Annotated in this window: 17 protein-coding genes; 9 read left to right on the forward strand and 8 right to left on the reverse strand. The window is 37.6% G+C overall.

Features of this window, described 5'->3' with window-relative positions; all coding sequences use genetic code 11:
* Positions 1–465 precede the first annotated feature (465 nt).
* The 6 genes from G440_RS0114570 (at position 466) to G440_RS0114605 (ending at position 11,447) form a co-directional block, all read left to right on the forward strand.
* Positions 466–1,422 carry a serine hydrolase domain-containing protein gene (locus tag G440_RS0114570; RefSeq protein WP_245574867.1) on the forward strand — a complete coding sequence of 319 codons (957 nt, stop codon included), beginning with the start codon at positions 466–468 and terminating at the stop codon, positions 1,420–1,422.
* A 283-nt stretch (positions 1,423–1,705) separates the two neighbouring features.
* Positions 1,706–2,629: a serine hydrolase domain-containing protein gene (locus G440_RS0114580; protein ID WP_084426826.1), complete on the forward strand. Its 924-nt coding sequence runs from the start codon at positions 1,706–1,708 to the stop codon at positions 2,627–2,629.
* A 105-nt stretch (positions 2,630–2,734) separates the two neighbouring features.
* Complete coding sequence (locus G440_RS0114585; RefSeq protein ID WP_026451987.1) at positions 2,735–4,747, forward strand: M13 family metallopeptidase; 2,013 nt, start codon at positions 2,735–2,737, stop codon at positions 4,745–4,747.
* A 289-nt stretch (positions 4,748–5,036) separates the two neighbouring features.
* Positions 5,037–7,418, forward strand: coding sequence for a S9 family peptidase (locus tag G440_RS0114590; protein ID WP_026451988.1), 2,382 nt, complete (start codon positions 5,037–5,039; stop codon positions 7,416–7,418).
* A gap of 229 nt (positions 7,419–7,647) precedes the next feature.
* A complete protein-coding gene (locus tag G440_RS20040) occupies positions 7,648–8,700 on the forward strand; it encodes a metallophosphoesterase (RefSeq protein WP_026451989.1) in 1,053 nt (350 codons plus the stop codon).
* Between the two features lie 326 nt (positions 8,701–9,026).
* Entirely contained in the window at positions 9,027–11,447 is a 2,421-nt protein-coding gene (locus G440_RS0114605; RefSeq protein ID WP_034259640.1) for a helix-turn-helix domain-containing protein, read from the forward strand.
* A gap of 406 nt (positions 11,448–11,853) precedes the next feature.
* Here the strand turns inward: G440_RS0114605 and G440_RS0114610 are convergent, their stop codons facing one another.
* Both G440_RS0114610 and G440_RS0114615 read right to left on the reverse strand, forming a co-directional pair.
* Positions 11,854–12,522: a ZIP family metal transporter gene (locus G440_RS0114610; protein WP_026451992.1), complete on the reverse strand. Its 669-nt coding sequence runs from the start codon at positions 12,520–12,522 to the stop codon at positions 11,854–11,856.
* Complete coding sequence (locus tag G440_RS0114615) at positions 12,522–13,253, reverse strand: class I SAM-dependent methyltransferase (RefSeq protein ID WP_026451993.1); 732 nt, start codon at positions 13,251–13,253, stop codon at positions 12,522–12,524. The genes G440_RS0114610 and G440_RS0114615 overlap by 1 nt, the downstream gene beginning before the upstream one ends.
* A gap of 233 nt (positions 13,254–13,486) precedes the next feature.
* Here G440_RS0114615 and G440_RS0114620 point away from each other — a divergent pair, with 233 nt between their 5' ends.
* Positions 13,487–14,644 carry a THUMP domain-containing class I SAM-dependent RNA methyltransferase gene (locus tag G440_RS0114620; RefSeq protein WP_026451994.1) on the forward strand — a complete coding sequence of 386 codons (1,158 nt, stop codon included), beginning with the start codon at positions 13,487–13,489 and terminating at the stop codon, positions 14,642–14,644.
* A 624-nt stretch (positions 14,645–15,268) separates the two neighbouring features.
* Here the strand turns inward: G440_RS0114620 and G440_RS0114625 are convergent.
* The 3 genes from G440_RS0114625 to rlmD all read right to left on the reverse strand — a co-directional run bounded on the left by G440_RS0114625 (position 15,269) and on the right by rlmD (position 18,288).
* Positions 15,269–16,003, reverse strand: a complete 735-nt coding sequence (locus G440_RS0114625; protein WP_245574868.1) for a DUF6048 family protein — start codon at positions 16,001–16,003, stop codon at positions 15,269–15,271.
* Positions 15,966–16,463: a DUF6452 family protein gene (locus G440_RS20780; protein ID WP_026451996.1), complete on the reverse strand. Its 498-nt coding sequence runs from the start codon at positions 16,461–16,463 to the stop codon at positions 15,966–15,968. Before G440_RS20780 ends, G440_RS0114625 begins: the two co-directional genes overlap by 38 nt.
* 415 nt (positions 16,464–16,878) lie before the next feature.
* Positions 16,879–18,288, reverse strand: a complete 1,410-nt coding sequence (gene rlmD / locus G440_RS0114635) for a 23S rRNA (uracil(1939)-C(5))-methyltransferase RlmD (protein WP_026451997.1) — start codon at positions 18,286–18,288, stop codon at positions 16,879–16,881.
* 145 nt (positions 18,289–18,433) lie between these two features.
* On the opposite strand from rlmD, the gene rocD reads away from it, so the two are divergent.
* Positions 18,434–19,678 (forward strand): ornithine--oxo-acid transaminase, encoded by a 1,245-nt coding sequence (rocD, locus tag G440_RS0114640; protein WP_026451998.1) that lies wholly within the window; start codon positions 18,434–18,436, stop codon positions 19,676–19,678.
* A 152-nt stretch (positions 19,679–19,830) separates the two neighbouring features.
* Here rocD and G440_RS0114645 read toward each other — a convergent pair whose 3' ends face one another.
* The 3 genes from G440_RS0114645 to G440_RS0114655 form a co-directional block, all read right to left on the reverse strand.
* Entirely contained in the window at positions 19,831–20,172 is a 342-nt protein-coding gene (locus G440_RS0114645) for a CCC motif membrane protein (RefSeq protein WP_026451999.1), read from the reverse strand.
* A gap of 65 nt (positions 20,173–20,237) precedes the next feature.
* Positions 20,238–20,540 carry a DUF2752 domain-containing protein gene (locus G440_RS0114650; RefSeq protein ID WP_026452000.1) on the reverse strand — a complete coding sequence of 101 codons (303 nt, stop codon included), beginning with the start codon at positions 20,538–20,540 and terminating at the stop codon, positions 20,238–20,240.
* A gap of 3 nt (positions 20,541–20,543) precedes the next feature.
* Positions 20,544–22,469, reverse strand: coding sequence for a T9SS type A sorting domain-containing protein (locus G440_RS0114655; RefSeq protein WP_026452001.1), 1,926 nt, complete (start codon positions 22,467–22,469; stop codon positions 20,544–20,546).
* Between the two features lie 263 nt (positions 22,470–22,732).
* Here G440_RS0114655 and G440_RS0114660 point away from each other — a divergent pair, with 263 nt between their 5' ends.
* Positions 22,733–23,278 carry a Smr/MutS family protein gene (locus tag G440_RS0114660; RefSeq protein ID WP_026452002.1) on the forward strand — a complete coding sequence of 182 codons (546 nt, stop codon included), beginning with the start codon at positions 22,733–22,735 and terminating at the stop codon, positions 23,276–23,278.
* Positions 23,279–23,380: the final 102 nt, after the last annotated feature.

Below are 23,380 nucleotides of genomic sequence, written 5' to 3' on the forward strand. Positions count from 1 at the left end.
TATACTGCCGCTGCAACCTGCTTACATTCTATCAATCCCTCATGATATTTAATGAAGGGTCTTTTTTTATGGAACAAACTCAAAAAATGTCCTGCGCTCCCACATCGTGGTGGTAGGGGCGGTGCAAAGAAATAGTTATTGTTCAATAAAACATGATACCGCCCCATCCGTTTTAAATTATACAGCCGCCTTCTTTTAAAATATTCCCTAAAAACGATATACTGCCACTGCAAACTGCCACTGTAAAGTGTTTACCGCTACTGCCTACTAGATACTTTTTTTGATGTATATTCACATATTCAGCAATATTGAAATAAATATATAACTATCAAATCAACAATCTATCTAACTGCCATTACGCTATTTTTCGGGCTTTTAGCTTTAGGCCAATCGCACAACGACAAAAACGCTGAAATTACTTCCTACCTGGACAATTTAGATTCAAATGTTTTCTCGGGAACCATTTTGGTTGCGCAAAACGACAAAATAATTGAAGAGAGAGCCTATGGACTGGCAAGTGTTGAGTTCAATGTAAAGAACAAGATAGATACCAAATTCAACATTGCTTCCATTACCAAAATGTTTACGGCTGTGGCTACGCTGCAGCTATATGAGCAAGGAAAGCTAAAATTGAACACTCCTATTGGCGAATATTTACCGGATTACCCTAATCAATTGGTAAGAGACTCTGTAACCATTCATCAATTACTGACGCATACTTCCGGACTAAATAATTTTTATGTTTCTGATCTGGATAGTATTAATCCTTCAAATTATGAAAAAGTGACCGATTTTGTTCCGCTTTTTGTGAACGATACGCTTTTGTCAAAACCAGGAACAAAATACGATTATAGTGCATCTGGATTTGTAGTTCTCGGTCTGATCATAGAAAAAATATCGGGTGAAAACTATTATGATTATTTAAAAGATTACATTTTTAAACCTGCCGGAATGGCTCACACGAAAGCGCTGAAAGTTGATTCTATTGTAAAAAACAAGGCGAGCGGGTACACCTCGATGTTCGGAGAAAGCAAGGTCCTAAAAAAGAACGACTACTACTTAACAAAAGCATCGCCAGCGGGATTTCATTATTCAACTTTAAACGATTTGTTTAATTTTTCAAAAGCTTTGAGACACTATAAACTTTTAAGGAAAGAAACCACTGAATTAATGTTTGCCCCAAAAGTGAAAGGATACAACACCCATTTGGGTTATGGAATTGATGTCGATCAACGCTATAACCAGACAATTCTTGGACATAGTGGAGGCTGGTATGGAATTCATACCGAGTTAATGGATTTTATGGACGATCATTATTCCGTTGTGATTTTATCAAATATCGATGAAGGCGGGCAAACAGGTGCAACGAAAGTAGCCGATTTCTTTAAGGAATTGATAGCCGATAAGAAATCTGAGAAGTAATTTGACGATAGAAGCAGCTACGTTATGTAACATTTAGAACGAGACTTATGAGCTTAAAGAAATACTTGTACTTGCTAGTTTTACTTTTAATTTTCGGAGGCTGTGCTACCAGAAAAACTGAGAGTTCACGAAATAACAAGTATGTCCAATATCAAACCATAATTGATTCTATTTACCTCTCGAACCCTAAATCCATTGGAATTATGGTGCATATAGAATCTCCTAAAAAAGGAATATCTTGGAGTGGAAGTGAAGGATATTCAGACTTTAATCTTAAAATAAAATAACACCTGATCAACCCGCTTTAATTGTGAGCAGTAAAAAAACATATATTTCTGCAACAATCTTGAGACTTCAGGAACAAAACAAACTTTCGATAGAAGAGGCTATCAAAAATCATCTAACCGATAGAACAATCCAATTATTTGAATCTGATGGTTATGATTTAGACCTTATAAAAATTAAGCATTTATTATCACATACAAGTGGGATTGAAGGTTATGCCGACGATGTCTATTTAAATTGGGTCGATAAGAATCAAAAACATAGATGGACAAGAGATGAACAGCTAGAACTTACCATTAAAGATGGCAATCCATTGGGTAAACCAGATGATACTTTTAATTATACCGATGCCAATTATTTGTTATGTACAGAAATTATTGAAAACGTAACAAAAAAACCATTCTATGAATCAATGAAAGCCTTGCTTAAATATGACCAATTCCATTTTTCAAACACTTGGTTTCCAACTTTAGAGCCAAAAAACAAGGAAACAAAATCATTAGTTCACCAATACTGGGGAGAAAAAAATTGGGATTCTTATAATCACGATATTTCTTGGGATTTATATGGAGGTGGTGGAATTGCAACGACTACAAAGGAATTGGCTCAATTTTCTTACAACTTGTTTAATGATAATATCATAAAAGACAAAAACACGCTGAATCAAATTTTCAAGACAATCGAGACCAAAGATGGAAAGGATAACAAATACGGTTTAGGTTTGTCGATAGGAAATGTAGAGGGTTATAAGAGTTATGGGCACGGTGGGTTTTGGGGAACCGTGGTTTTATATTTTCCAGAAATGGACACTTCAATAGCCGTTTTTATTTTGGAGCGGGATGAAAGAATATTAAGAAAAAATGTTTTAGAAGCATTGGTACTTGAACTTACACTGATAAAAAACAAAGATGTTGCAAATTGAATTTGTAACTTGTTTCGATAAAACACAAATGCGACCAAGCATATTATTTTAAATTCACCCATTTTGAGCTGTTTTGCAATTCATCTTAAAGAAATTATTCAAGCCATGAAAAACTCAGTAATCCTTCTCATTACGATCTTCGCCATAACTGCGTGCTCTAATCCTCCCAAAAAAGAAATTGTTCCTATAACAGGAATCGATTCAACATTGCGACCCGGTGACAATTTTTTTAGATATGTAAATCACAAGTGGTACGATTCTGTACAAATACCCTCAAGTCAAGCTGGAGTTGGTGCGTATATGTTTATGAACTATCCACAACGATTACGTCTACAAGGTATATTGGATAGTGTTTCGCAAAGCGATAATTCTGATGGAAGTGTTGGGCAAAAAGTAGGCGATTTTTACGCCTCTGGAATGGATACGGTAACCATAAACAAGCGCGGTTATAATCCAATTAAACCAATACTTGCAAAAATTGAAGGTATTAGCGATATATCTTCCCTTATGAATTTTGTCGCTGCTGAAACAAAAATGAACAATTCTTCTATTATTGCTTTTGGCGTGTCACCAGATGATAAAAATAGCAGTATCAATATTGCTCACGTATATCAAACGGGTCTTGGTTTACCAGATAGAGATTACTATTTTAACAAGGATGCATCAACTCTTGCAATACAACAAGCATATAAAAAATATCTTGCCACATTATTTCAACTTACGGGTAGCACTGCCGAAGCAGCCAAAAAGGATGCTAACCTGGTTTATGACCTTGACAAACAGCTCGCCGTTTCGCATAAAACAAGAGTTGAACTTAGAGATATAAAAGCGAACTACAATAAAATAGCTGTGACAGCTCTTGCGAACAGCCATAAAAATATAGGTTGGATCGATTTGCTGAATAATTTGGGTGCCAAAACTGATTCTATTGATGTGGGTCAACCTGCATATTATGACACACTCAACAAACTATTAAAGACGGTTCCTATTGATAGCTGGAAATTATACCAAAAAGCAAATACCATAAATAGATATGCTAATGCGCTAAGCAAAGATTTTGTAGATGCCTCATTTGAATATGCTAAAGTACTTTCTGGTCAGGCTGTTCAAAAAACACGTGGCGAAAAAATGGCCAGTTCGGTTGACAACTATCTAGGCGAAGCATTGGGACAATTATATGTAAAAAAGTACTTTCCGGAAGAAGCTAAGGAACGTGTGTTAGACTTGGTGAATAATCTGCAAAAGGCGTACGCGGTAAGAATAGATAATTTAGCGTGGATGAGCGATAGTACAAAGATAAAGTCTAAAGAAAAATTGGCTGCGATCACTAAAAAAATAGGATACCCAGATAAGTGGAAGAATTACAATCACGTAAATATCGCGAGAGACACTTACTTTGAGAATGTTGTATCCGCCGCAACAGCAGCATATGAACTAAAATTGGCAAAATTGGATCAACCGGTTGATAAGTCGGAGTGGTATACTACACCTTCAACGGTTACAGCCTATAATAATCCCTCAGCGAATGAAATTGTTTTTCCGGCAGGAATTTTACAACCTCCTTATTTTGATAACAATGCAGATGATGCCCTTAACTATGGAGGTATAGGTATGGTTATCGGGCATGAGTTAACACATACTTTTGACGATCAAGGCGCACAATTTGACAAGGATGGAAACGTAAAAAATTGGTGGACAAAAGATGATTATGAAAATTTCAAATCAAGAATACAAAAAGTCATCGATATGTACAGTACGTTTACGGTTTTAGACAGCATACATATTAAAGGTGCCATGACCGTGGGTGAAAATACGGCAGACATTGCAGGAATAGCTGTTGCATACGATGCTTTTAAAATGACCAAAGAAGGCCAAGATTCTACGAAAATTGGTGGTTTCACTCCAGATCAGCGTTTCTTTATTTCTGTTGCCAAAATATGGAGAGTAAAAATGAAAGACGAGTTTTTACGTTTGTGGATCAACAACAATCCACATTCTCCACCGGTTTGGCGCGTGAACGGACCATTAATGAACACGACCCCTTTTTACAAAGCATTTGATGTAAAACCTCAAGATTCCATGTTTTTACCGAAGAAAGATAGAATAACGATTTGGTAAAACATACTTGAATAGTAAGTAAAACAAAAACGAAATAAGTATAATAACAGTTCCTTTTACGACTTCGCTCAAGACTTTTAGTACGATTTATTTCTATTCATTTAATCTTCAAACCTGAAAGTGCTTTATTGCTGTATTTAAGGATTATATGTCATCTAATATGAATCCATATCTAAGGTAAAGGCCAATTCCAATACTATATTAAACCATAAGAGCCAGTATTTCGCTACTTTTGAACTGATATTGACTTCTTCAGAAACTGAAACATTATAAACTTAACAGACAAAACATGAAAAAAATCCTCGTATTAACCATTACTCTTTTGTTTTGTTCGATGCCTTTGCTTGCCCAAAAATTCAATAAATCTCCTTTAACTATCAAAGAGATTATGCAAGGTGATCACTTTGTAGGTAACCTTCCTTCGAACGTTCAATGGGCAACAGACGGGCAGACCATCTATTTTGACTGGAATCCTGATGATGTTTACAGCGACTCATTGTACGGCTATTGTCTTAAGAATGATGCAATAAGCAAAGTAGATTATGATACCGAATATAACTTGCCATCGCCGTATGGCAAATTTAATTCAAACAAGACCAAGAAAGTCTACGAGAAAAACGGAGATATTTTTCTTGTCGATCTCTCCTCGAATGAAAAAACCCGTATTACCCATACCAACGCGGATGAAGAGAATCCGCATTTTACAGATAATCAAACCAAGATTGCTTTTAAAAGAAACAAGGATATCTTCACCTGGGACATCGCTTCAGGTACTATTTCTCAAATCACAAACTTTACAGATAAAGAGGAAAAGACCGAAGAGGAAAACACCAAAGATTCATGGCTCCAAAAAGACCAACTGGCGCTTTTTGACGTGTTGCGAGAGCGCAAACAGAAAAAAGATAAACATGATAGCCTCGCAAAAAGAGATGATTTAAAACGTCCTTTTCCTATATATATAGACGATAAAACGGTCAGCAACATGCAAATGAGTCCCGACGGAAAGTATGTAACCTACCTTACTGTGAAAAAGGAGAAGAAAGAACGTGCGATTGTGCCGCATTACGTCACTGAATCAGGCTATACTGAAGATCAGAAAACTCGCAGTAAGGTAGGCGATGCACCGGCCGAATACAAAATGTTTATCTACGATATTGTAAACAGAAAAGTAGATACCGTATCATTGAAGAACCTTGAGGGCCTTGATTATGTGCCGGAGTACACTAAAGATTATCCTAATAAAACTTACAAGAACCCTGACCGTATAGGCTACATTTCGGCCCCGGTATGGAGTGGAGATGGGAAGAGCGCAATTATAGATATTTCTTCTAACGATTACAAAGATCGATGGCTTGTATTGCTGAACATCAAGAACGGTACCGTGACGAACATCGACCACCAACACGATAAGGCGTGGATAGCTGGGCCGGGAATAAACAGTAGAGGTGGTTCGTTAGGGTGGATGCCGGACAACAAACGTATTTGGTTTCAATCTGAAAAATCAGGATATTCTCACCTTTATGCCACGAATGTCAAAACAAAAAAAACGGAGGCCTTAACATCTGGAGGTTTTGAAATATATAACCCATATATTTCCAACGATAAAAAGCACTGGTATTTTACGGCAAACAAGATACATCCGGGGGATCGTCAGTTTTACAGCATGCCTATCAATGGTGGAAACTTCGTCCAATTAACCAATAGAACAGGAAACAACAATGTTACTCTTAGCCCAGACGAAAAAAAGATGGCTATATTGTTTTCCTACTCCAACAAGCCTACCGAGTTATATCTTAAGGACAATCCGATGTTTTCAAAAAAGGTCGAGCCTGCAAAACAGTTAACACGATCAACGACCGAAGCCTTTAAAAAATACAATTGGAAAGATCCAGAAATCGTCACCTTCGAAGCTCGAGACGGAGCGAAGGTTTATGCGCGCCTTTACCAGCCACAATCTGAAGTCAAGAATAAAGCCGCCGTTATATTTGTGCACGGCGCTGGTTATTTACAAAACGCACACCAATGGTGGAGCACCTATTTTAGAGAATACATGTTTCACAATCTCTTGGTGGATAACGGCTATACGGTAATCGATATCGATTATCGTGGCAGCTCAGGTTATGGCCGCGATTGGCGTACCGGTATTTATCGCCATATGGGTGGCAAAGACTTGACAGACCAGGTAGACGGTGCAAGATATCTAATAGACGAATACGGTATTGACAAGGATAAGGTTGGCATCTACGGTGGTTCCTATGGCGGGTTTATTACCTTAATGGGCATGTTTAAAAAACCAGAGACCTTCCACGCCGGTGCTGCCATCCGTTCGGTTGGCGATTGGGCAGCTTATAACCACGGCTATACGGCACGCATCTTAAATACTCCAGTTACCGATAGTTTAGCATATCGCCGAAGTTCACCCATCTACTTTGCTGAAGGACTTAAAGGAGACCTTTTGATCCTGCACGGTATGGTAGATGACAATGTCCACTTTCAGGATATGGTGCGCCTGTCGCAACGTTTAATTGAACTGGGAAAACACAATTGGGAAATGGCCGTCTATCCCGTGGAACGACACGGTTTTGTTGAGCCCAGCAGTTGGACAGATGAATATACACGTATTTTTAAATTGTTTCAGGAAAGTTTGTTGCAAAAACACGCTGAGGAATAAAATGATGATAGTTGCTTAAATGCTAAGACCTTAGTAAAATATCCCCAAAGTATTTTGGTAACCCAGGTTTAAGTACAGCAATTAACCAAATGATACAACTATCGCTATAATGATAGTTTGTCGGTTAATTCCTTTGATTATTTTTCTTCTCTATTTTTGGAAAATATATTTGACGGCAACTTATTAAAAACTAAGGTCATTAAATATAAAAGGCAATAAAACATACAAAATGATTAAGAAAATCTTAACCCTAATTCTCTCAATCGCTTCACTTTTAACTGTCTTTGGCCAAGAAGTGAAAAGTGAGCAAGTGATTAATGACAGCATAATTACCAAGCTGAATGATGGTCCATATATTTTTATAAAGGATAATCAACTTATAGAAAAAAATATAATCGACGGGAAAGTTGTTTCCAAAAAACTACAGAACAACGCTTATGACACCATTTATAAACCAGAAAAATCAGTTTTCAACAATGTAATGAAAGTGGCTGCCCTAAGTGATATTCACGGACAATACGATTTGGCTGTTGAAATTTTAAAAAACAATAAAATAATCGATAAAGATTTAAACTGGAATTTCGGCAAAGGACATTTGGTAATCGTTGGCGATATTTTTGATCGCGGCCCCAAAGTGAATCAAATGCTTTGGCTCACCTATAAATTGGAACACCAAGCAAAAGCAAAAGGAGGCGATGTGCATTTCATCTTTGGAAATCATGAATATATGATATTTCTAAAGGATTTTAGATATGTAAACGAAAAATACCTGGCCGTTTCCAAATTGCTGAACCGCGATTATAATGAATTGTATGGCGAAGACACCGTGCTGGGCAGATGGCTCCGCTCCAAACCAACGATTTTGAAAATAAACGACAACATTTATCTTCATGGAGGAATCTCGGAAGAATTTTTAGCTCAGGTCGATTTTGATATTGAAGCCATAAACAATACCATGCGGCAGTCCAATGGCAGAAGTAAAGAGGATATGAAAACCACTGATTTCTATAAAACTTATTACGGAAGTACCGGTCCTATCTGGTATCGAGGCTATTTTAAAAACGATCTGGACGACGAGCAAATTTCGAATATTCTAAAACAAACTAATGCAATGCACATTATAGTGGGGCACACAACGCATGACAGTATAGTCAGTTTATACGACAATAGAATATTTGGGGTGGATTCGAGAATTAAAAAGGGGGAGAACGGCGAGATATTATTTATAATAAATAATAATTTTTCTAGAGGAACCAAGGAAGGAAGTCGCATAAAATTTTAGGAATAGCTTATTTGATCTCCTATCTGTGGAAATCGCAGAATAACTTTGGTAAAATTCCAATTGCTGTTTTTAGTCAGAAAGATAATTCTTTTGCGAAAGCGATTGCAGCGGTATCCTTTTTGGCTTTTTAAAAAAAAAAACAAAAAGACCTTCCTACGGCAGGTAAATATAGTGGAAAGCGCGGTGCTCACTGCCCCAAATAGGGCAGGGGGCATTTGCCCTAATTATTCCGAATGTCCTTAAATATTTATTTCCTATTTCGATTTCAAAACATTTTCAATATATTTAAACAACAGACTGTATCAATCTAAAAATTTGTGGTAGTTATGGATAATCCAGAATTAAATCTGGCCTGGGACTTTGTCAATAATACCGACAGAAATATCTTCCTGACCGGGAAAGCGGGGACAGGAAAAACTACGTTTCTGCATAAATTAAAAAACGAATCCTTAAAGAGGTTAGCAGTAGTTGCGCCTACTGGCGTTGCAGCTATCAACGCAGGCGGTGTAACGGTACATTCGTTTTTTCAACTTCCTTTCGGTCCCATCTTACCCGAAACCGCAAATGCGCAAGGCAATTCCTTTTCGAAAAAATTCAGTAAAAAGAAAATCAATATTATCAAGTCTTTGGATTTGCTGATTATCGACGAAGTAAGTATGGTTCGCGCCGATATGTTGGATGGAATAGACCAGGTTTTAAGACGGTTTCGCGATAGAACCAAGCCTTTTGGTGGCGCCCAACTTTTGATGATTGGCGATTTGCAGCAGCTTTCGCCCGTGATTAAGGATGATGAGTGGTGGCTTTTAAAACAACATTACAGTACCGGTTTTTTCTTCGGAAGTAATGCTTTTCAAAATTCAAATGCACTTAGCATTGAACTAAAACACATCTACCGGCAGGAAAGTGAGGATTTTATAAAAATATTGAACGAAATTAGAAATGACTGCTTAAGTCCTGAATCTTCTGAAACCCTTAACAAGCGCTATATTCCAAATTTTTCAGCCAATGACAACGCTGGGTTTATTACCCTTACAACACATAATAATCGCGCAGATAGAATAAATGCCGTGGAATTAAATAGGCTAAAGAAGAAAAGTTTTGTTTACGAAGCAGAAGTTGCTGGTAAATTTCCAGAATATACCTATCCCACACATTCAGAACTGGAGCTTAAGGTTGGGGCGCAGGTTATGTTTGTTAAAAATGACAGTTCTCCCGAAAAACGTTATTTCAATGGAAAGATTGGAACTATTGTCGATTTAGATGAAGATGAAGTCTTGGTGCGTTGTCCAGGCGATGATTTTGAAATAGTGACAAGCCCAGAAATATGGAGAAATATTCAGTATTCCATCAAGCCAGATACCAAGGAAATAATGGAGGATGAAATTGGTTCCTTTACACAGATTCCATTGCGTTTGGCTTGGGCTATAACCATTCATAAAAGTCAGGGCCTCACTTTTGATAAAGTAATTATCGATGCACAGGAAGCTTTTGCCCACGGACAGACCTATGTAGCTTTAAGTCGGTGCAAAACTTTGGAAGGAATTGTTTTAACTGGGCCGCTCACTCAAAAAAGTATTATCAATAATCACGAAGTCGCTTCCTTTAGCAAGAATGCGGAAGAAAATCAGCCAGATTCTTCCATTTTGGAAATTTCCCAAAAAGCCTATCAGCTCAATCTAATTGATGAGCTATTTACTTTTCACTCTTTTCTATATCCTATTAGCCGAATTATCGATGTCTTCTATAAAAATAAGGGCAGCATCAACGGAAATTTGCTGGAACAATTAACTATTCTGAAGGAAAAAGGAGTAACGGAGCTTTTAAAAATCAACACGAGCTTTAAAGCACAACTTAAAAATTTAAGTGATGAAGAAGCTCCGGAAAACAATCCAATAATCCAGGAGCGCTTTAAAAAAGCTGTTGTCTATTTTGAAAAACATACGCAAAACTTCGTCAAAAAACCATTGGACGAATTGAGTTTTTCTACTGACAATAAAGCCTTAAAAAAGGAAATTACAAATCATCTAGACACTTTGGAGAATCTGTTGGCCGGTAAACTTTTTTGTTTTAAAGGCTTAAAGGAAGGTTTTAAAACTGTAAAATATCTTGACTTACGCGCTAAAGCTTCGCTTCAAGAAGTAGATAAACCAAAACGATCCAAAGAAGATTACGTTGCATCAACCGAACATAAAGAATTATTTGAAATCCTGAGAGAGCTTCGGAAAGTTCTTTCTGAGGAAGAGGACGTTGCACCTTATCAAGTTTTTACGCAGAAAGCTTTGTATGAAATGTGTCAGGTTTTACCCACAAATGATGGAGATTTAAAAGCAATATCTGATATCGGCAAAGTCAGACTCGAAAAGTATGGCGCTGAAATCCTTGATGTTATAAAGGATTACTGTAAGGAAAATGAAATTGAACCAAAAAAAACATCCAAGCCGGTTCCTAAGAAAAGTGGCACCCAAAAAACTTCCTATGAATTATTCAAAAGTGGAAAGAGTATTCCTGAAATTGCTGCCGAACGGGATTTAACCGTCGGCACTATTGAGGGACATCTAATTACATTTTTAGCCTCGGGAGAAGTGAAAATAACCGATTTAATGCCAGAGGAGAAGTATATAGAACTTAAGAACCTTATGGAAACCGTACCTTATGATGGTTTCAGTGATTTAAAGAGTAAGATTGACGACAAGTTCTCGTATAATGATTTGAGGATGGTCAATAATGTTATGGGACTTGAGAAGTAAATCTATTATATAACCACTTCCTTAATAATTTAATAAATAGCTAGTTCTGTATTTAATTAAACCGTTTTACATAATATTCAAAGTCCATTCGAAACAGACTAAAAGTCTGTTTTATTCGTGAGATCTATTGAGGTCTGTTTGCGCCACCGTTTTCAAGAGAGAATTTACCTGCACGCCGGCAGGCGGATTAGTGAAAATTAGTGCCATTCGTGGCCGTAATTTTAGCTCAAGTTAGGGTAAAGTTTGTGATCTCTGGCTGGCTCTAGGGAAGGCCTTATGTCTTACATCTTCAGCGTCCGCATTAGACAGAAGTTTTACGGCCTTCGTACCCACTTCGGCGAGTAGGCTAGCGGAGGAGCAAGTGGACTTACATCTTAGTCAGACACGACTAATTTACAGTCTAAGCTTATATAAAATACGCAATCACTACCGCCAAAATCACAGCACTCATCTTTGAAAGATTGAATTTGTGGTTCTTGGAGCTTTCAAAAAGAATAGTGGTAGAAACGTGCAGGAATATCCCAATTACAACTGCGGTTATTTGAGTTTCATATTGGTGAACAAAATTGTAATGTGTTGAAATAAAACTGCCCAACGGCGTCATGATCGCGAAAAAGAAAAGAAATAATAGGGTAGTGGATCTTTTATATCCTGCGGTAATAAAAAAGAAGGATAGAATTATGGCAACTGGAACTTTATGTATGATGATGGCAACCAGTAAATTATTGTTTTCCGAAATAGGGAAACCTTCCATAAATGCGTGAATGCTTAAGCTGACAAATAAAATCCATGGAAAATGTTTTGTTTCAGAATGTAAATGGATGTGTCCGTGTTCTGCGCCTTTGGAAAAGAACTCCAGAAATATTTGCAAAAGTATCCCAAGCATAATATAAACACCAATACTTTTGGAATGGTCTTCAAATACGTGTGGTAACAACTCAAAAACGGTAATCGATAGAAGAAATCCGCCGCTAAAGGCCAGAAAAACTTCCATATTACGCATTTCTTTTTTTCTTAAGAATAGTGCCACTAAGTATCCTACGGCTACTGCCAAAAAGAGCAATAAATAATTCATTAATTGAAGATTAGAATTAGTCTTTCGGAAGTTTCTTTGTTGAAATCCTCAAGTTTATAATTGCCGAAAACATTTTTTAGCGTAATGCCAGCTTCTTTAAAATACAATTCGAAATCCTGCAAAGTCAATGCCTTTACCCGTTCGGTATAAAAATAATCATTTCCTTCGTCATTAAAGCGGATGTTTTTAATGATGTATCCATCTTCTACATATTTTTCAATATGAAACTCGATGCCCTCCATAGTCTTTTTTTCGGAGGGAACTAAATTTGCTATTGCCAATTCGGTATTTAAAAAGTCGATAACGCCATGGCCAGATGACTTCAATTCGGCTTTTATTGCTTTTATCGTTCTAAGATTGTCAATTTCATTTTCAAAGTATCCAAAGCTTGTAAACAGATTTAAAACAGCGTCAAATTGTTTCGGATAGGGCACACACATATCGTGCACTGCAAAATGAAGTCGAGGCTTTTCGTATTGTTTGGCGTAATCAATGCTCTCTTCAGAAAGATCTATTGCCGTAACATCAAAGCCTTGTCTGTACAAATATTTTGCGTGCCTTCCTCTTCCGCAGGCAAGATCAAGAATGCTATCGTTTTTTTTAAGATTTAAATGTGTGGTGAGCGAATTCATAAATACGGCCGCTTCTCTATGATTTCTGTCTTTATACAGAATATGATAGTAAGGTGTGTTAAACCAAGACGCATACCAAATCTCATTTTCTTTTCCCATAGTTATCGTTTCACCCTGCAAAAATACTGTATTTTTGTGCCTTTGTTAAATGGAAGATTTTTAATTTCACAAAAAGTTTTATTTAATAAATTTAATGTCGGTTAGAGCCCTTCGGCTTCGCTGAAAATAGGCTAAAGTTTTAAAAGAACCCTAGCTTAAAGCCTATCGTTAAAGTCTTGACGATTTTTGACCGGACAACGCAATTATTATTTATTTATTCGAATCTTCATATTATGGTTGAGAATTTTAAAATGGTGGCCAAAACCCTTTTTGGCATGGAAGAGCTTCTTGCACAAGAATTAAGGCAATTGGGGGCTTCCTCCGTTGAGATTGGTATACGTAATGTCTCCTTTGAAGGTGATACAGGTTTTATGTATAAAGCAAATCTATGTTGCCGTACTGCCATTAAAATATTAAAACCAATAACAGCTTTTAATATTTTCACTGAAGACGATCTCTACAAGCGAATATATGAGATGCCGTGGGAAAACTATATGGATGTTAAGGGAAGCCTCGCGGTAAATGCGACGGTTTTTTCGGATGTCTTTACACATTCGCAATATATTGCGCTAAAAACGAAAGATGCCATTGTAGATCGTTTTCGCGATAGGGAAGGAGTACGGCCCGATGTTGATTTAGATCATCCTACACTTCGAATAAATGTTCACATAGATAGAAATATATGCACCGTTTCCTTAGATAGTTCTGGAGAATCTCTGCACAAACGTGGCTATAAAGTTGAAACTACCTTGGCCCCGATTAATGAAGTCTTGGCTGCTGGTATTCTTATGCTTTCGGGATGGCAAGGGCAATGTAACTTTCTAGACCCCATGTGTGGTGGAGGAACCATGTTAACGGAAGCCGCAATGATTGCCTGTAACATTCCTGCAAACTTAAATCGGGAGGAATTCGGTTTTGAAAATTGGCCCGATTTTGATGTGGATCTTTATGAAAAGATAGAGGAAGCTGCTCTTAAAAAAATTCGTGATTTCCCATATAAAATTTATGGTTATGACAATGATCCAGTTGCCATACAGAAGTCGAAAGAAAACATTAAAAGTGCCAATCTTCAGGAATTTATAGAATTAAAGGAGCAGGATTTCTTCCAAAGTGAAAAAGAAGGCGATCAATCTTTATATATGGTTTTTAATCCACCGTATGATGAGCGAATCTCCGTAAGCGACGTTGAACAATTTTACAGTTCTATAGGCAACACCTTAAAACGAAACTATCCAGGCACTCAAGCTTGGATGATTACTTCAAATATGGAAGCTCTTAAATTCGTAGGCCTACGACCTTCCAGAAAAATCAAACTTTTTAACGGAAAACTGGAAGCAAAGTTGGTGCGCTATGAAATGTATGAAGGAAGTAGGAAGGCGAGTAAGCAGTAGTTTTTAGTGAGCAGTGTTCAGTGTTCAGTTGCAGTGGGCAGTATATGGTTTCAGGTTCAAGGTTTAAAGTTCAAAATTCCAAAACTGTCAATCCATGAATCATCTTGGTTTTACGATTTCCCTCCTACGGCGGGCAGGCGTTTTCGATTTCGTTTTCAACATCACGTGCGCTCCTTACCCTTATAATCATGGTCAATAAAAAAGACCAATAATTTCCCAGGGGAAGGTGCTTTGCCCTTCGAAGCTTTTCAGCGAAGAAGTGGCAGCTGTGAAATATCTTTAATGAATCTCTAAATATTCAATCCAGCTGCCATGCCTCCGGCAGGTAAAACGGAAGGGGTATTGTCAGTGGTCAGTAAACAGTGTGCAGTGATCAGTTGCAGTATTCAGTTGCAGTATTCAGTTGCAAGTGGGCTCTGGTTGGTGTTCAAGGTTTCAGATTTAAAACTCCAAAACAGTTAATCAAGGATTTGATTTCATCTTCATCTTAACTCTGTGTCCTCTGAGCCTCTCTGTGGTATTTTTTCACCACGAAGGCACAGAGAACACAGAGCATTAGTTCGCAGATTGAGTAGTATTAAACATTCACTACATTATTCATTACGCATTAGACATTATTCATTATTAATCTCCACCAACTTTAACAAGGCTCTTTTTCTTGTAAATAGGAATTAAATAGGAGATAGAATATCCATAACCTACGCCAAACTTACTGTAATCATAAGTCCTGTTGAAACCGGGAACGTAGAGATTTGCGAAATTATCGGGTTGGGTTTCTGAGATTCTGTTTTTAAGCTGCGCGTTTATGGAAAGATAGAGATTATTAACGATCTCCGTTTTTATACTAATTATTAATTCGGCCCAATGAGCAGTTAAACCGCTATACTCAATGGGTTCATATATTGTTTCCGTAGGAAATGCAGGATTATCGGTATAAATCCGATAACTTAAAAGTTCTTGTTTAAAGCTTGAAAAACCATAGCGCAGTCCCACAGTAATGGCATTATTCATTCCCAACCAGTTTTCGTAGGCGTTATAATCAAAGCCTATTTTGGCATAGCTGCCGCTGGTTTTGGAAGAGACATAAGGTTCAATCCAATCTTTCTTTTCATTTCCGAGCTCTACGGCGGCGTAAAACCTTTTGGTCACTCGAAAATCTCCAATAATCTCAAAACCCGAATAGCCGTCTTCAATTAAGGTTCGTAAAGGTTTGGATAAATCTACACCGACCCGCAATCCAAACTTTTCAATTTTAGGAACGGAATCATTGTTGGTTTCAGTCTTTTCCTGCGCCATCATTGTTTGAATGCCGCAAAAAAGGCTAATGTAGCAAAGTAATGTGGGCGCTATTTTCATCATTTACGGTATCTCTATTTACTATAATATCTTCAATCCAATTTGCGGGGTTTGCATTTTCAAAATCTGCATTTAGATTTGTAAATTCAGTTTTAAAACCACAAGCACGGTTCACATAGCCGTTTTCTCTATTGTAGGTAAAAATCAATTCATCATACGTCTTTATCGTATCAGTTGGTGTAATTCTATTTCGAACAAAAAGATATCTAGTGGTGTCTGAATTTGTGTTTAGGGGAACAATGATAGAGTCTGTACTTATTAAATATTGAACTGGAATCGAATCTGTATTATTGGTAAGTACACTCAAAACATTCACTTTTTTCCGAATTTGAGGATTCGCGATATTGTTAAAAGTGATTACCAAATTTGGCGTTGTGGCTTCCCCCTCGGGGCATATATCATCCTTTGTACAGCCTTTGAAAGCGAATACGATAAGGATAAGAAAAATAATTCGTTTAAACATAATTTTTAAATTGACGTAAGACTAGTTGACATAGGATGTAAGTTCTTCAATCAGACTGGCCCGAGATCGCGAACTTTATCTAACTTGGACCCAAAGTATTGCCACGAATGGCACTAATTTAAACAAATGATAAACTGTAGAAAACAGATGCGCGATCAGCATGGTTTTTAATATCACGAATGTAACAGACTTTCAGTCTGTTTCTAATTCCTTGTCACACTAGTAAATCTTGGTTTAGGTGTTTATTTATTTTTATATATAAATTATTGATTATTATAAAAGTAGTTAGATGATTGACTAAAAAAGACGGGTGCTAAATATTATGTATTTATCATTTGATAGGATCAAACAATCCTACGCTTGTCCGCCGTAGGAGGATCTTACGTCCTTTTGTCCTACGTCCATTTTTTTAAACTCAGCGTTTCTCCAAAAGTACAACATTTTCTACGTGATGCGTTTGTGGAAACATATCTACGGGTTGCACTTTTACAACTTTATATTTTGAATCCAACAAGGCCAAATCGCGGGCTTGAGTTGCGCTGTTACAACTAACGTACACTATCTTTCCTGCTCCTAAATTCAATAATTGGGCAACCACATCGCCGTGCATTCCGTCTCGAGGTGGATCTGTAATCACAACATCTGGGGTTCCGTGGGTATTGATAAACTCTTGATTAAAAACTTTTTTCATATCGCCCACATAGAATTCAACGTTGTCAATTTCGTTTAATTGGGCATTTTGTTTTGCTGCTTCAATAGCATCGGGAACTGATTCAATACCAATCACCTTCTTCGCTTTTTTAGCGACAAATTGTGCAATGGTTCCCGTTCCAGTATAAAGATCGTAAACCAATTCTTCCCCGTTTAGGCCAGCAAAATCACGGGTGATCTTATAAAGTTCGTAAGCTTGCTCGCTATTGGTTTGGTAAAAAGATTTAGCGTTTATCTTAAACTTCAACCCTTCCATTTCTTCAAAAATATGATCTCTTCCGTAGAAAAGTTGAATATCCTGATCATATAAAGTATCGTTTCCTTTGGAATTGATTACATATAAAAGGGAAGTGATTTGCGGAAATTCTTCTGCAACAGCGTCCAATAATAACTTTCTATTGGCTTCATCTTCGTGAAAAAACTGAAGCAATACCATTACTTCCCCAGTAGAAGTGGTACGTAACATCAAGGTGCGTAAAAAACCTTCCTGATTTCTAGTGTTGAAAAATGTTAGATTCAATTCCTCTGCCTTCGCCTTTACAAAATCACGAATTGCATTACTCGGTTCGGCTTGCAGATAACAAACATCCAGATCTAAAATTTTATCCCACATGCCAGGAATATGAAAGCCAAGTGCATTTCGGTCTTCTATGATCTTTCCACTTTTAATCTGATCTAAAGTTAGCCACTTGCTGTCGCTAAAAGAAAATTCCATTTTATTTCGGTAGAAATATTGCTTGGCAGAACCTAAAATAGGCTGACATTCGGGTAATTCAATTTTACCAATACGTTGCAGGTTTTGTTCTACTTCCTTTTGTTTATAATACAATTGGTGCTCATAACCCATGTTTTGCCATTTGCAACCGCCGCAAGTACCAAAGTGCGGACAAACGGGTTCAACTCTCTTTTCGGAAGCCTTTGTAATGGAAATCGCCGAGCCTTCATAATAGGCTTTTCGTTTTTTATGTGTCTGTACCGTTACAATGTCTCCCGGTACTGCGTTGTCAATAAAAAGAACCCTACCATCTGGCGTCTTTGCTACAGCTTTGCCTTTGGCGCCTGCATCAATCACTTCGAGGTCTTTAAAAATAACTTTGTTGTTTCTTCTTGCCATAAGCGCAAAAGTAGCACAATTGTTATGTTTAAATCCTGTTAAGGCTTCAAAAAATGTGGGATTTATTTAGTAATTTGCGGCCAAGGGAGGATTCCGCTCCATAAATCAGGAATCATTTATTTTTTACATCAAATTATTACAACTTATGTCAGTTTTAGAGCAAACAGCTTCAGAAAGAGCTATCGAATTGGAAAACAAATACGGAGCCCATAACTATCATCCGCTACCTGTGGTTTTAAACAGGGGAGAAGGTGTGTATGTTTGGGATGTGGAAGGAAAAAAATACTATGATTTTCTTTCGGCTTATTCAGCGGTAAATCAAGGGCACTGCCATCCAGCAATTGTGGATGCAATGACCAAGCAAGCACAAACACTAGCGCTTACTTCACGTGCATTTCATAATGATGTGTTAGGGAAATATGAAAAATTTGCTTGCGAGTTTTTTAATTTTGATAAATTACTTCCAATGAATACAGGTGCCGAAGCGGTGGAAACTGCTTTGAAAATCTGTAGAAAATGGGCTTATGAAAAGAAAGGATTAGACGAAAACGAAGCTGAAATTTTAGTATGTGCCAATAACTTCCACGGAAGAACAACTACTATTATCTCTTTTAGCAACGATCCTGTAGCCAGAAAGCATTTTGGACCTTACACTAAAGGATTTATAAAAATTGATTACAATAATCTTGAAGCGCTTGAACAGCAATTAGAGAGCAACAAAAATATCGCAGGTTTCTTAGTGGAGCCTATCCAAGGAGAAGCGGGAGTTTATGTGCCAACGGAAGGCTATTTAAGCAAGGCAAAAGCTTTATGTGAAAAACATAACGTGCTTTTTATTGCCGATGAAGTGCAAACAGGAATCGCCCGTACTGGAAAACTTTTGGCGGTTGATCACGAAAATGTAAAACCAGATCTTTTAATTTTAGGGAAAGCCTTGAGCGGTGGAGCATATCCAGTTTCTGCTGTTTTGGCAAACGATGACATTATGGAAGTTATCCAGCCTGGTAATCACGGTTCTACTTTTGGTGGAAATCCTGTGGCTGCTGCAGTAGCAATGGCTGCGTTAAGCGTGGTTCGGGATGAAAAATTGGCGGAGAATGCTGAAAAACTTGGAAAATTATTCCGAAGTGAATTAAATAAATATATCGAAACCAGTACGATCACAAAATTGGTCCGCGGAAAAGGATTGTTGAACGCGATTGTTGTTAATGATAGTGAAGACAGCGATACCGCTTGGAACATCTGTTTAAAACTTCGTGATAATGGATTGCTTGCAAAACCAACCCACGGAAACATTATTCGCTTTGCACCGCCATTGGTGATGAACGAAGAGCAGTTGAGAGATTGTGTTTCTATTATTATCAATACACTGAAGGAATTCGAAAAATAATATTTTCCTCTGTGAGACTTTGTGTTGCCTTGGTGAAACTTCGTGTTATATCTATACGGGTTATTACACAGTCCCGATAGCTATCGGGATCACAGAGAACTAATAATTATTACATACGAAAACGGCCCCGATTTTTATCGAGGCCGTTTTTTTTAGTTATAAAGAGCGTTTTTACATTCCGTATTTTGCTCCATGATTTCTTCGTTCATATTCATAATTCCGTCCATTCCAATTGTTGAGAAAAGATAAATGGTATAGGCCAAGTAAATTGCGCTTAAAGCTATTCCTATAATTGAAAGTATCTTTCCTGTTTTTACGTTTTGAAAGCCTGTATAAAGTTCTGGGTTTTCCATATAAATCTTTGTTGCGCTGCCGGCCATAACGATAGCGACAATTCCGAAAATGATTCCGATACCATAACAGCAACAAGTAACGATGGAAATAATTCCAAAGACGAGGATTAAGGTTGAGTTGGGTAGTTTTTGTTGTTCCATAAAATTTTAGTGTTTTTAGTTGATGCTCTAAAAATACCAAAAATTATAAAGCCTAGATGCTTCGGTTACGTAAAATGACTCATTTTTATAAAATAACTCACCACCATTACAAGGGCGTTTAAAATGATAAGTCCAATTTTAACTTGATAATCGAATTTGAATTTTACAAAGAAGTTAACGAAGATTACTGTCAACAGGAAGAAGATGGAATAAATGGCCGGATAAACCTTAAATGCCGCCGCAAATTCCCCAGTAAAAAGGTGAACTGTTGCACGCTGCATGCCACAGCCCAAACATTCCACCCCAAAGATTTTCTTGTTCACACAAGGAATCATATACTTTTCAAGGCCGTCTAATAACAAAAGCATTTGTTATTTATTATGAACTATAGCTTTATAGTCTAAGGTAATATTTTCTGAAGTGGTAAGTTTTACCAAATAGACACCATCACTTAAATTACCGGTGTAGAAGGAATATGTAGTATTGTCGCCCAAGTTCCGTTCATTGATTACCAATTTACCCGCCATATCATAAACCTCCGCAGATTTTAGGGTATAGCCCTCTGGATTGCGGATTTCCAACTGCTTTGCAGGATTGTTTTGGAAGAAGTTCACATTTTTCTTAGCGGCCTCATTTGCCAAGAGTTGCGTTTCTGGAACATCACTTCTTAAATTTGGATTGCGGAAAACAATATAAAAACGATCCTCGTAAACTCCAGCTGGCAGCGTCATACCTGCAGATAGGTTTCCGCGGTGCAATAGGGTGTAGGTGTTTTCGTAATTGTCAAAAAGATAAGCTCTTTGATAAGGTTTGTTTATTTCCTCTACAGCACGAAAATCTACGTGACTTGGTTGATGTAATTTTAGAGTAATAGGAATTTGCTTGTCTTCATTATAATTGGTGCCTTGAATTACATAGGGAAGTTTTACACCATCAGCACCACTAATTGGAAAGAACACATCGGATTTCATGCCAGCAGGGCTTAAACCATCATAACCACGGTCGTATCCATCTGTCGTTTCATCGGAGAATAAAAGGAGCATATCACGAGTGAGCGCACTATCAAAAACTACATATAGGCGTAATTGTGGGGTACGCGTGTCTTCCACCTCATATTCTGCGGAAATGTCTGCGTTAGGATCGTTTATGTTAGCCTCCTCGTCATTTGTACTAACGGCAGTGGGTCGATAGAAAACCGAATTACTTCCTTCTTTTTCAAAAACTCTATGAGAATTTTTGATTGTAACAGTTCCGCTAGAGTTCCCCACAAGTCTAAATCCTTGCCCTATTGGAGCATACTGTCCAGGGTTATTTGGTCTTACTGATGGAGTCCCAGGATCCCCACCGTGGGTACCATCTGCTTTCCAAATATAAAAGGTAGCTTTTGTAAACGAACCATTTCCGCCACTTCCCTTAATCCAAACTCCATATCCAAAAGGTTTGTCGCTATAATAATGAGACATGACCGATCTGTCCTCGTCATAATAAAATATCGAATTTAATGCTACATTATCGGTGTCTGAAAAAACTTGTTGCATATCAAGTGCAGAAGGGTAAGGATTGCCAGAAAGAGTCATCTTCGCATCTTGACCAACACTAGGGCCGTCTACCGGAATTACAAAATCACCACTATTTGGTCTTCCTCGGAATTCATAGATTTGATCCAGTGCTGCTTCAGGATCATTTGAAGCTTCAGTTCCTTTATTAACCCCTTTCATCGTAAACCCAAATCCAGGAGACGCGCCTGGCGAAGCATTAATTCTTTGGTAATTAGCTTCAGCTTCAGTTCCAGGTGTAGTTAGAATATATAACCAACGTCTCGAAATAGTAAGTGGACTTGAAAATCCATCTCTACCAGGTATGTTTGCGCTTAAAATTGCTTTTGTGCCTTCGCCTGGGGTTGAACCGTTTTGATCTTCATAGATACTCCCAAGACCGAAATTGGTATTTCCAGAGGTTGCAATTGTTGGATTTCCAACTGGAGAGCACCAGTCATAATACGCAAAGGCATTTGTTACCGGTGAATTTTGTTGGACGGAAAGGAAGCCATCGCCTGTATTTGTAGATGTAGTACCCCCTTGAATCAATTGTCCGCCATTACGAAGGTAGACACTAGCCTCTTCATCTCCAGCACTATTTTTTTCGAGATTAATTTCATTTTTAACATAAAGAATCTGATCCTTTACATATATATAAGAGTCAGTACTTGATGGTCCCGGTGTGGGCCGAACGCTCAACTGCGCAAATGCAACGGCAGAAGTTAAAAGTAATGCTAAAAAGAGTAGTGGTTTTTTCATATTTTTACGGTTTTTAAACCCGAGATTGAGCCAGTAAGACCTTTGTATTCACGGTTTAAATTTAAAAATAATATTTAAGATATTGGCTGGTTCGCTGCAAAATACTTAAAATTTTCGTTTAGAGGTTATTATGTTGGCTGTTTTACCGAAAAATAGCTAGTATTTTAAAGAAAGTCCTATGTTTTTTAGAATCTTGGATTAAAAGAATATTTTTGAGGTCTCAGTGTAATCAAGCTGTTTAAAATCAGGATTAAGAAGTAACTATGAAAAAAGGAGATAAAGTTTCGGTGTTGGATGATGCTATTTCAGGGGTTGTTACTGAAGTGAAAGGGAACACCATAACTATTTTGACAACCGACGATTTCGAGATTGACTTCAGTGAACATGAACTTATCGTAGTAGATGGTTCGCTTAAAAAAAGCGATTTGGCACGGATGGATGTTTCTGAAATAATTGCAGAAAAAGAACATAAAAAACCGGGAAAAACCGTCCGCATTAAACCCAAGGAACGCAGCCTGCCGCCGATGGAGGTAGATTTACACATCAATCAATTAGTTCCCAAAACCCGCGGCTTGGACAATTACGAAATGCTCAACATCCAATTGGAAACTGCTAAACGACAGCTGGATTTTGCCATTTCAAAACGAATCCAAAAAATAGTTTTTATTCACGGAGTTGGCGAAGGCGTGCTCCGCACCGAATTGGAATATCTTTTTAACCGCTACGAAAATCTAAAATTCTACGATGCCGATTATAAAAAATACGGCCGAGGCGCAACGGAGGTTTATATTTTTCAGGAGAAGCAGTAGTTTATAGTTGGTAATCTTTAGACGGTAGACGGTAGACGGTAGTGGCTCACATTATAAATTCGTCGTTATTCATTAGACATTTTAGATTAGGTGTGAGACGTG

The organism is Aequorivita capsosiphonis DSM 23843 (assembly GCF_000429125.1).
In the GTDB taxonomy this organism is placed as follows: domain Bacteria; phylum Bacteroidota; class Bacteroidia; order Flavobacteriales; family Flavobacteriaceae; genus Aequorivita; species Aequorivita capsosiphonis.

Bases quoted from the DNA above. Each gene is read 5' to 3' on its own strand.
- G440_RS0114590 (WP_026451988.1), top strand. From the start codon at position 5,037: ATGAAAAAAATCCTCGTATTAACCATTACTCTTTTGTTTTGTTCGATG.
- G440_RS0114585 (WP_026451987.1), top strand. From the start codon at position 2,735: ATGAAAAACTCAGTAATCCTTCTCATTACGATCTTCGCCATAACTGCG.
- G440_RS20040 (WP_026451989.1), top strand. From the start codon at position 7,648: ATGATTAAGAAAATCTTAACCCTAATTCTCTCAATCGCTTCACTTTTA.
- G440_RS0114615 (WP_026451993.1), bottom strand. From the start codon at position 13,253: ATGGGAAAAGAAAATGAGATTTGGTATGCGTCTTGGTTTAACACACCT.
- G440_RS0114605 (WP_034259640.1), top strand. From the start codon at position 9,027: ATGGATAATCCAGAATTAAATCTGGCCTGGGACTTTGTCAATAATACC.
- rlmD (WP_026451997.1), bottom strand. From the start codon at position 18,288: ATGGCAAGAAGAAACAACAAAGTTATTTTTAAAGACCTCGAAGTGATT.
- G440_RS0114660 (WP_026452002.1), top strand. From the start codon at position 22,733: ATGAAAAAAGGAGATAAAGTTTCGGTGTTGGATGATGCTATTTCAGGG.
- G440_RS0114655 (WP_026452001.1), bottom strand. From the start codon at position 22,469: ATGAAAAAACCACTACTCTTTTTAGCATTACTTTTAACTTCTGCCGTT.
- G440_RS0114625 (WP_245574868.1), bottom strand. From the start codon at position 16,003: ATGATGAAAATAGCGCCCACATTACTTTGCTACATTAGCCTTTTTTGC.
- G440_RS20780 (WP_026451996.1), bottom strand. From the start codon at position 16,463: ATGTTTAAACGAATTATTTTTCTTATCCTTATCGTATTCGCTTTCAAA.
- G440_RS0114645 (WP_026451999.1), bottom strand. From the start codon at position 20,172: ATGGAACAACAAAAACTACCCAACTCAACCTTAATCCTCGTCTTTGGA.
- G440_RS0114610 (WP_026451992.1), bottom strand. From the start codon at position 12,522: ATGAATTATTTATTGCTCTTTTTGGCAGTAGCCGTAGGATACTTAGTG.
- rocD (WP_026451998.1), top strand. From the start codon at position 18,434: ATGTCAGTTTTAGAGCAAACAGCTTCAGAAAGAGCTATCGAATTGGAA.
- G440_RS0114650 (WP_026452000.1), bottom strand. From the start codon at position 20,540: ATGCTTTTGTTATTAGACGGCCTTGAAAAGTATATGATTCCTTGTGTG.
- G440_RS0114620 (WP_026451994.1), top strand. From the start codon at position 13,487: ATGGTTGAGAATTTTAAAATGGTGGCCAAAACCCTTTTTGGCATGGAA.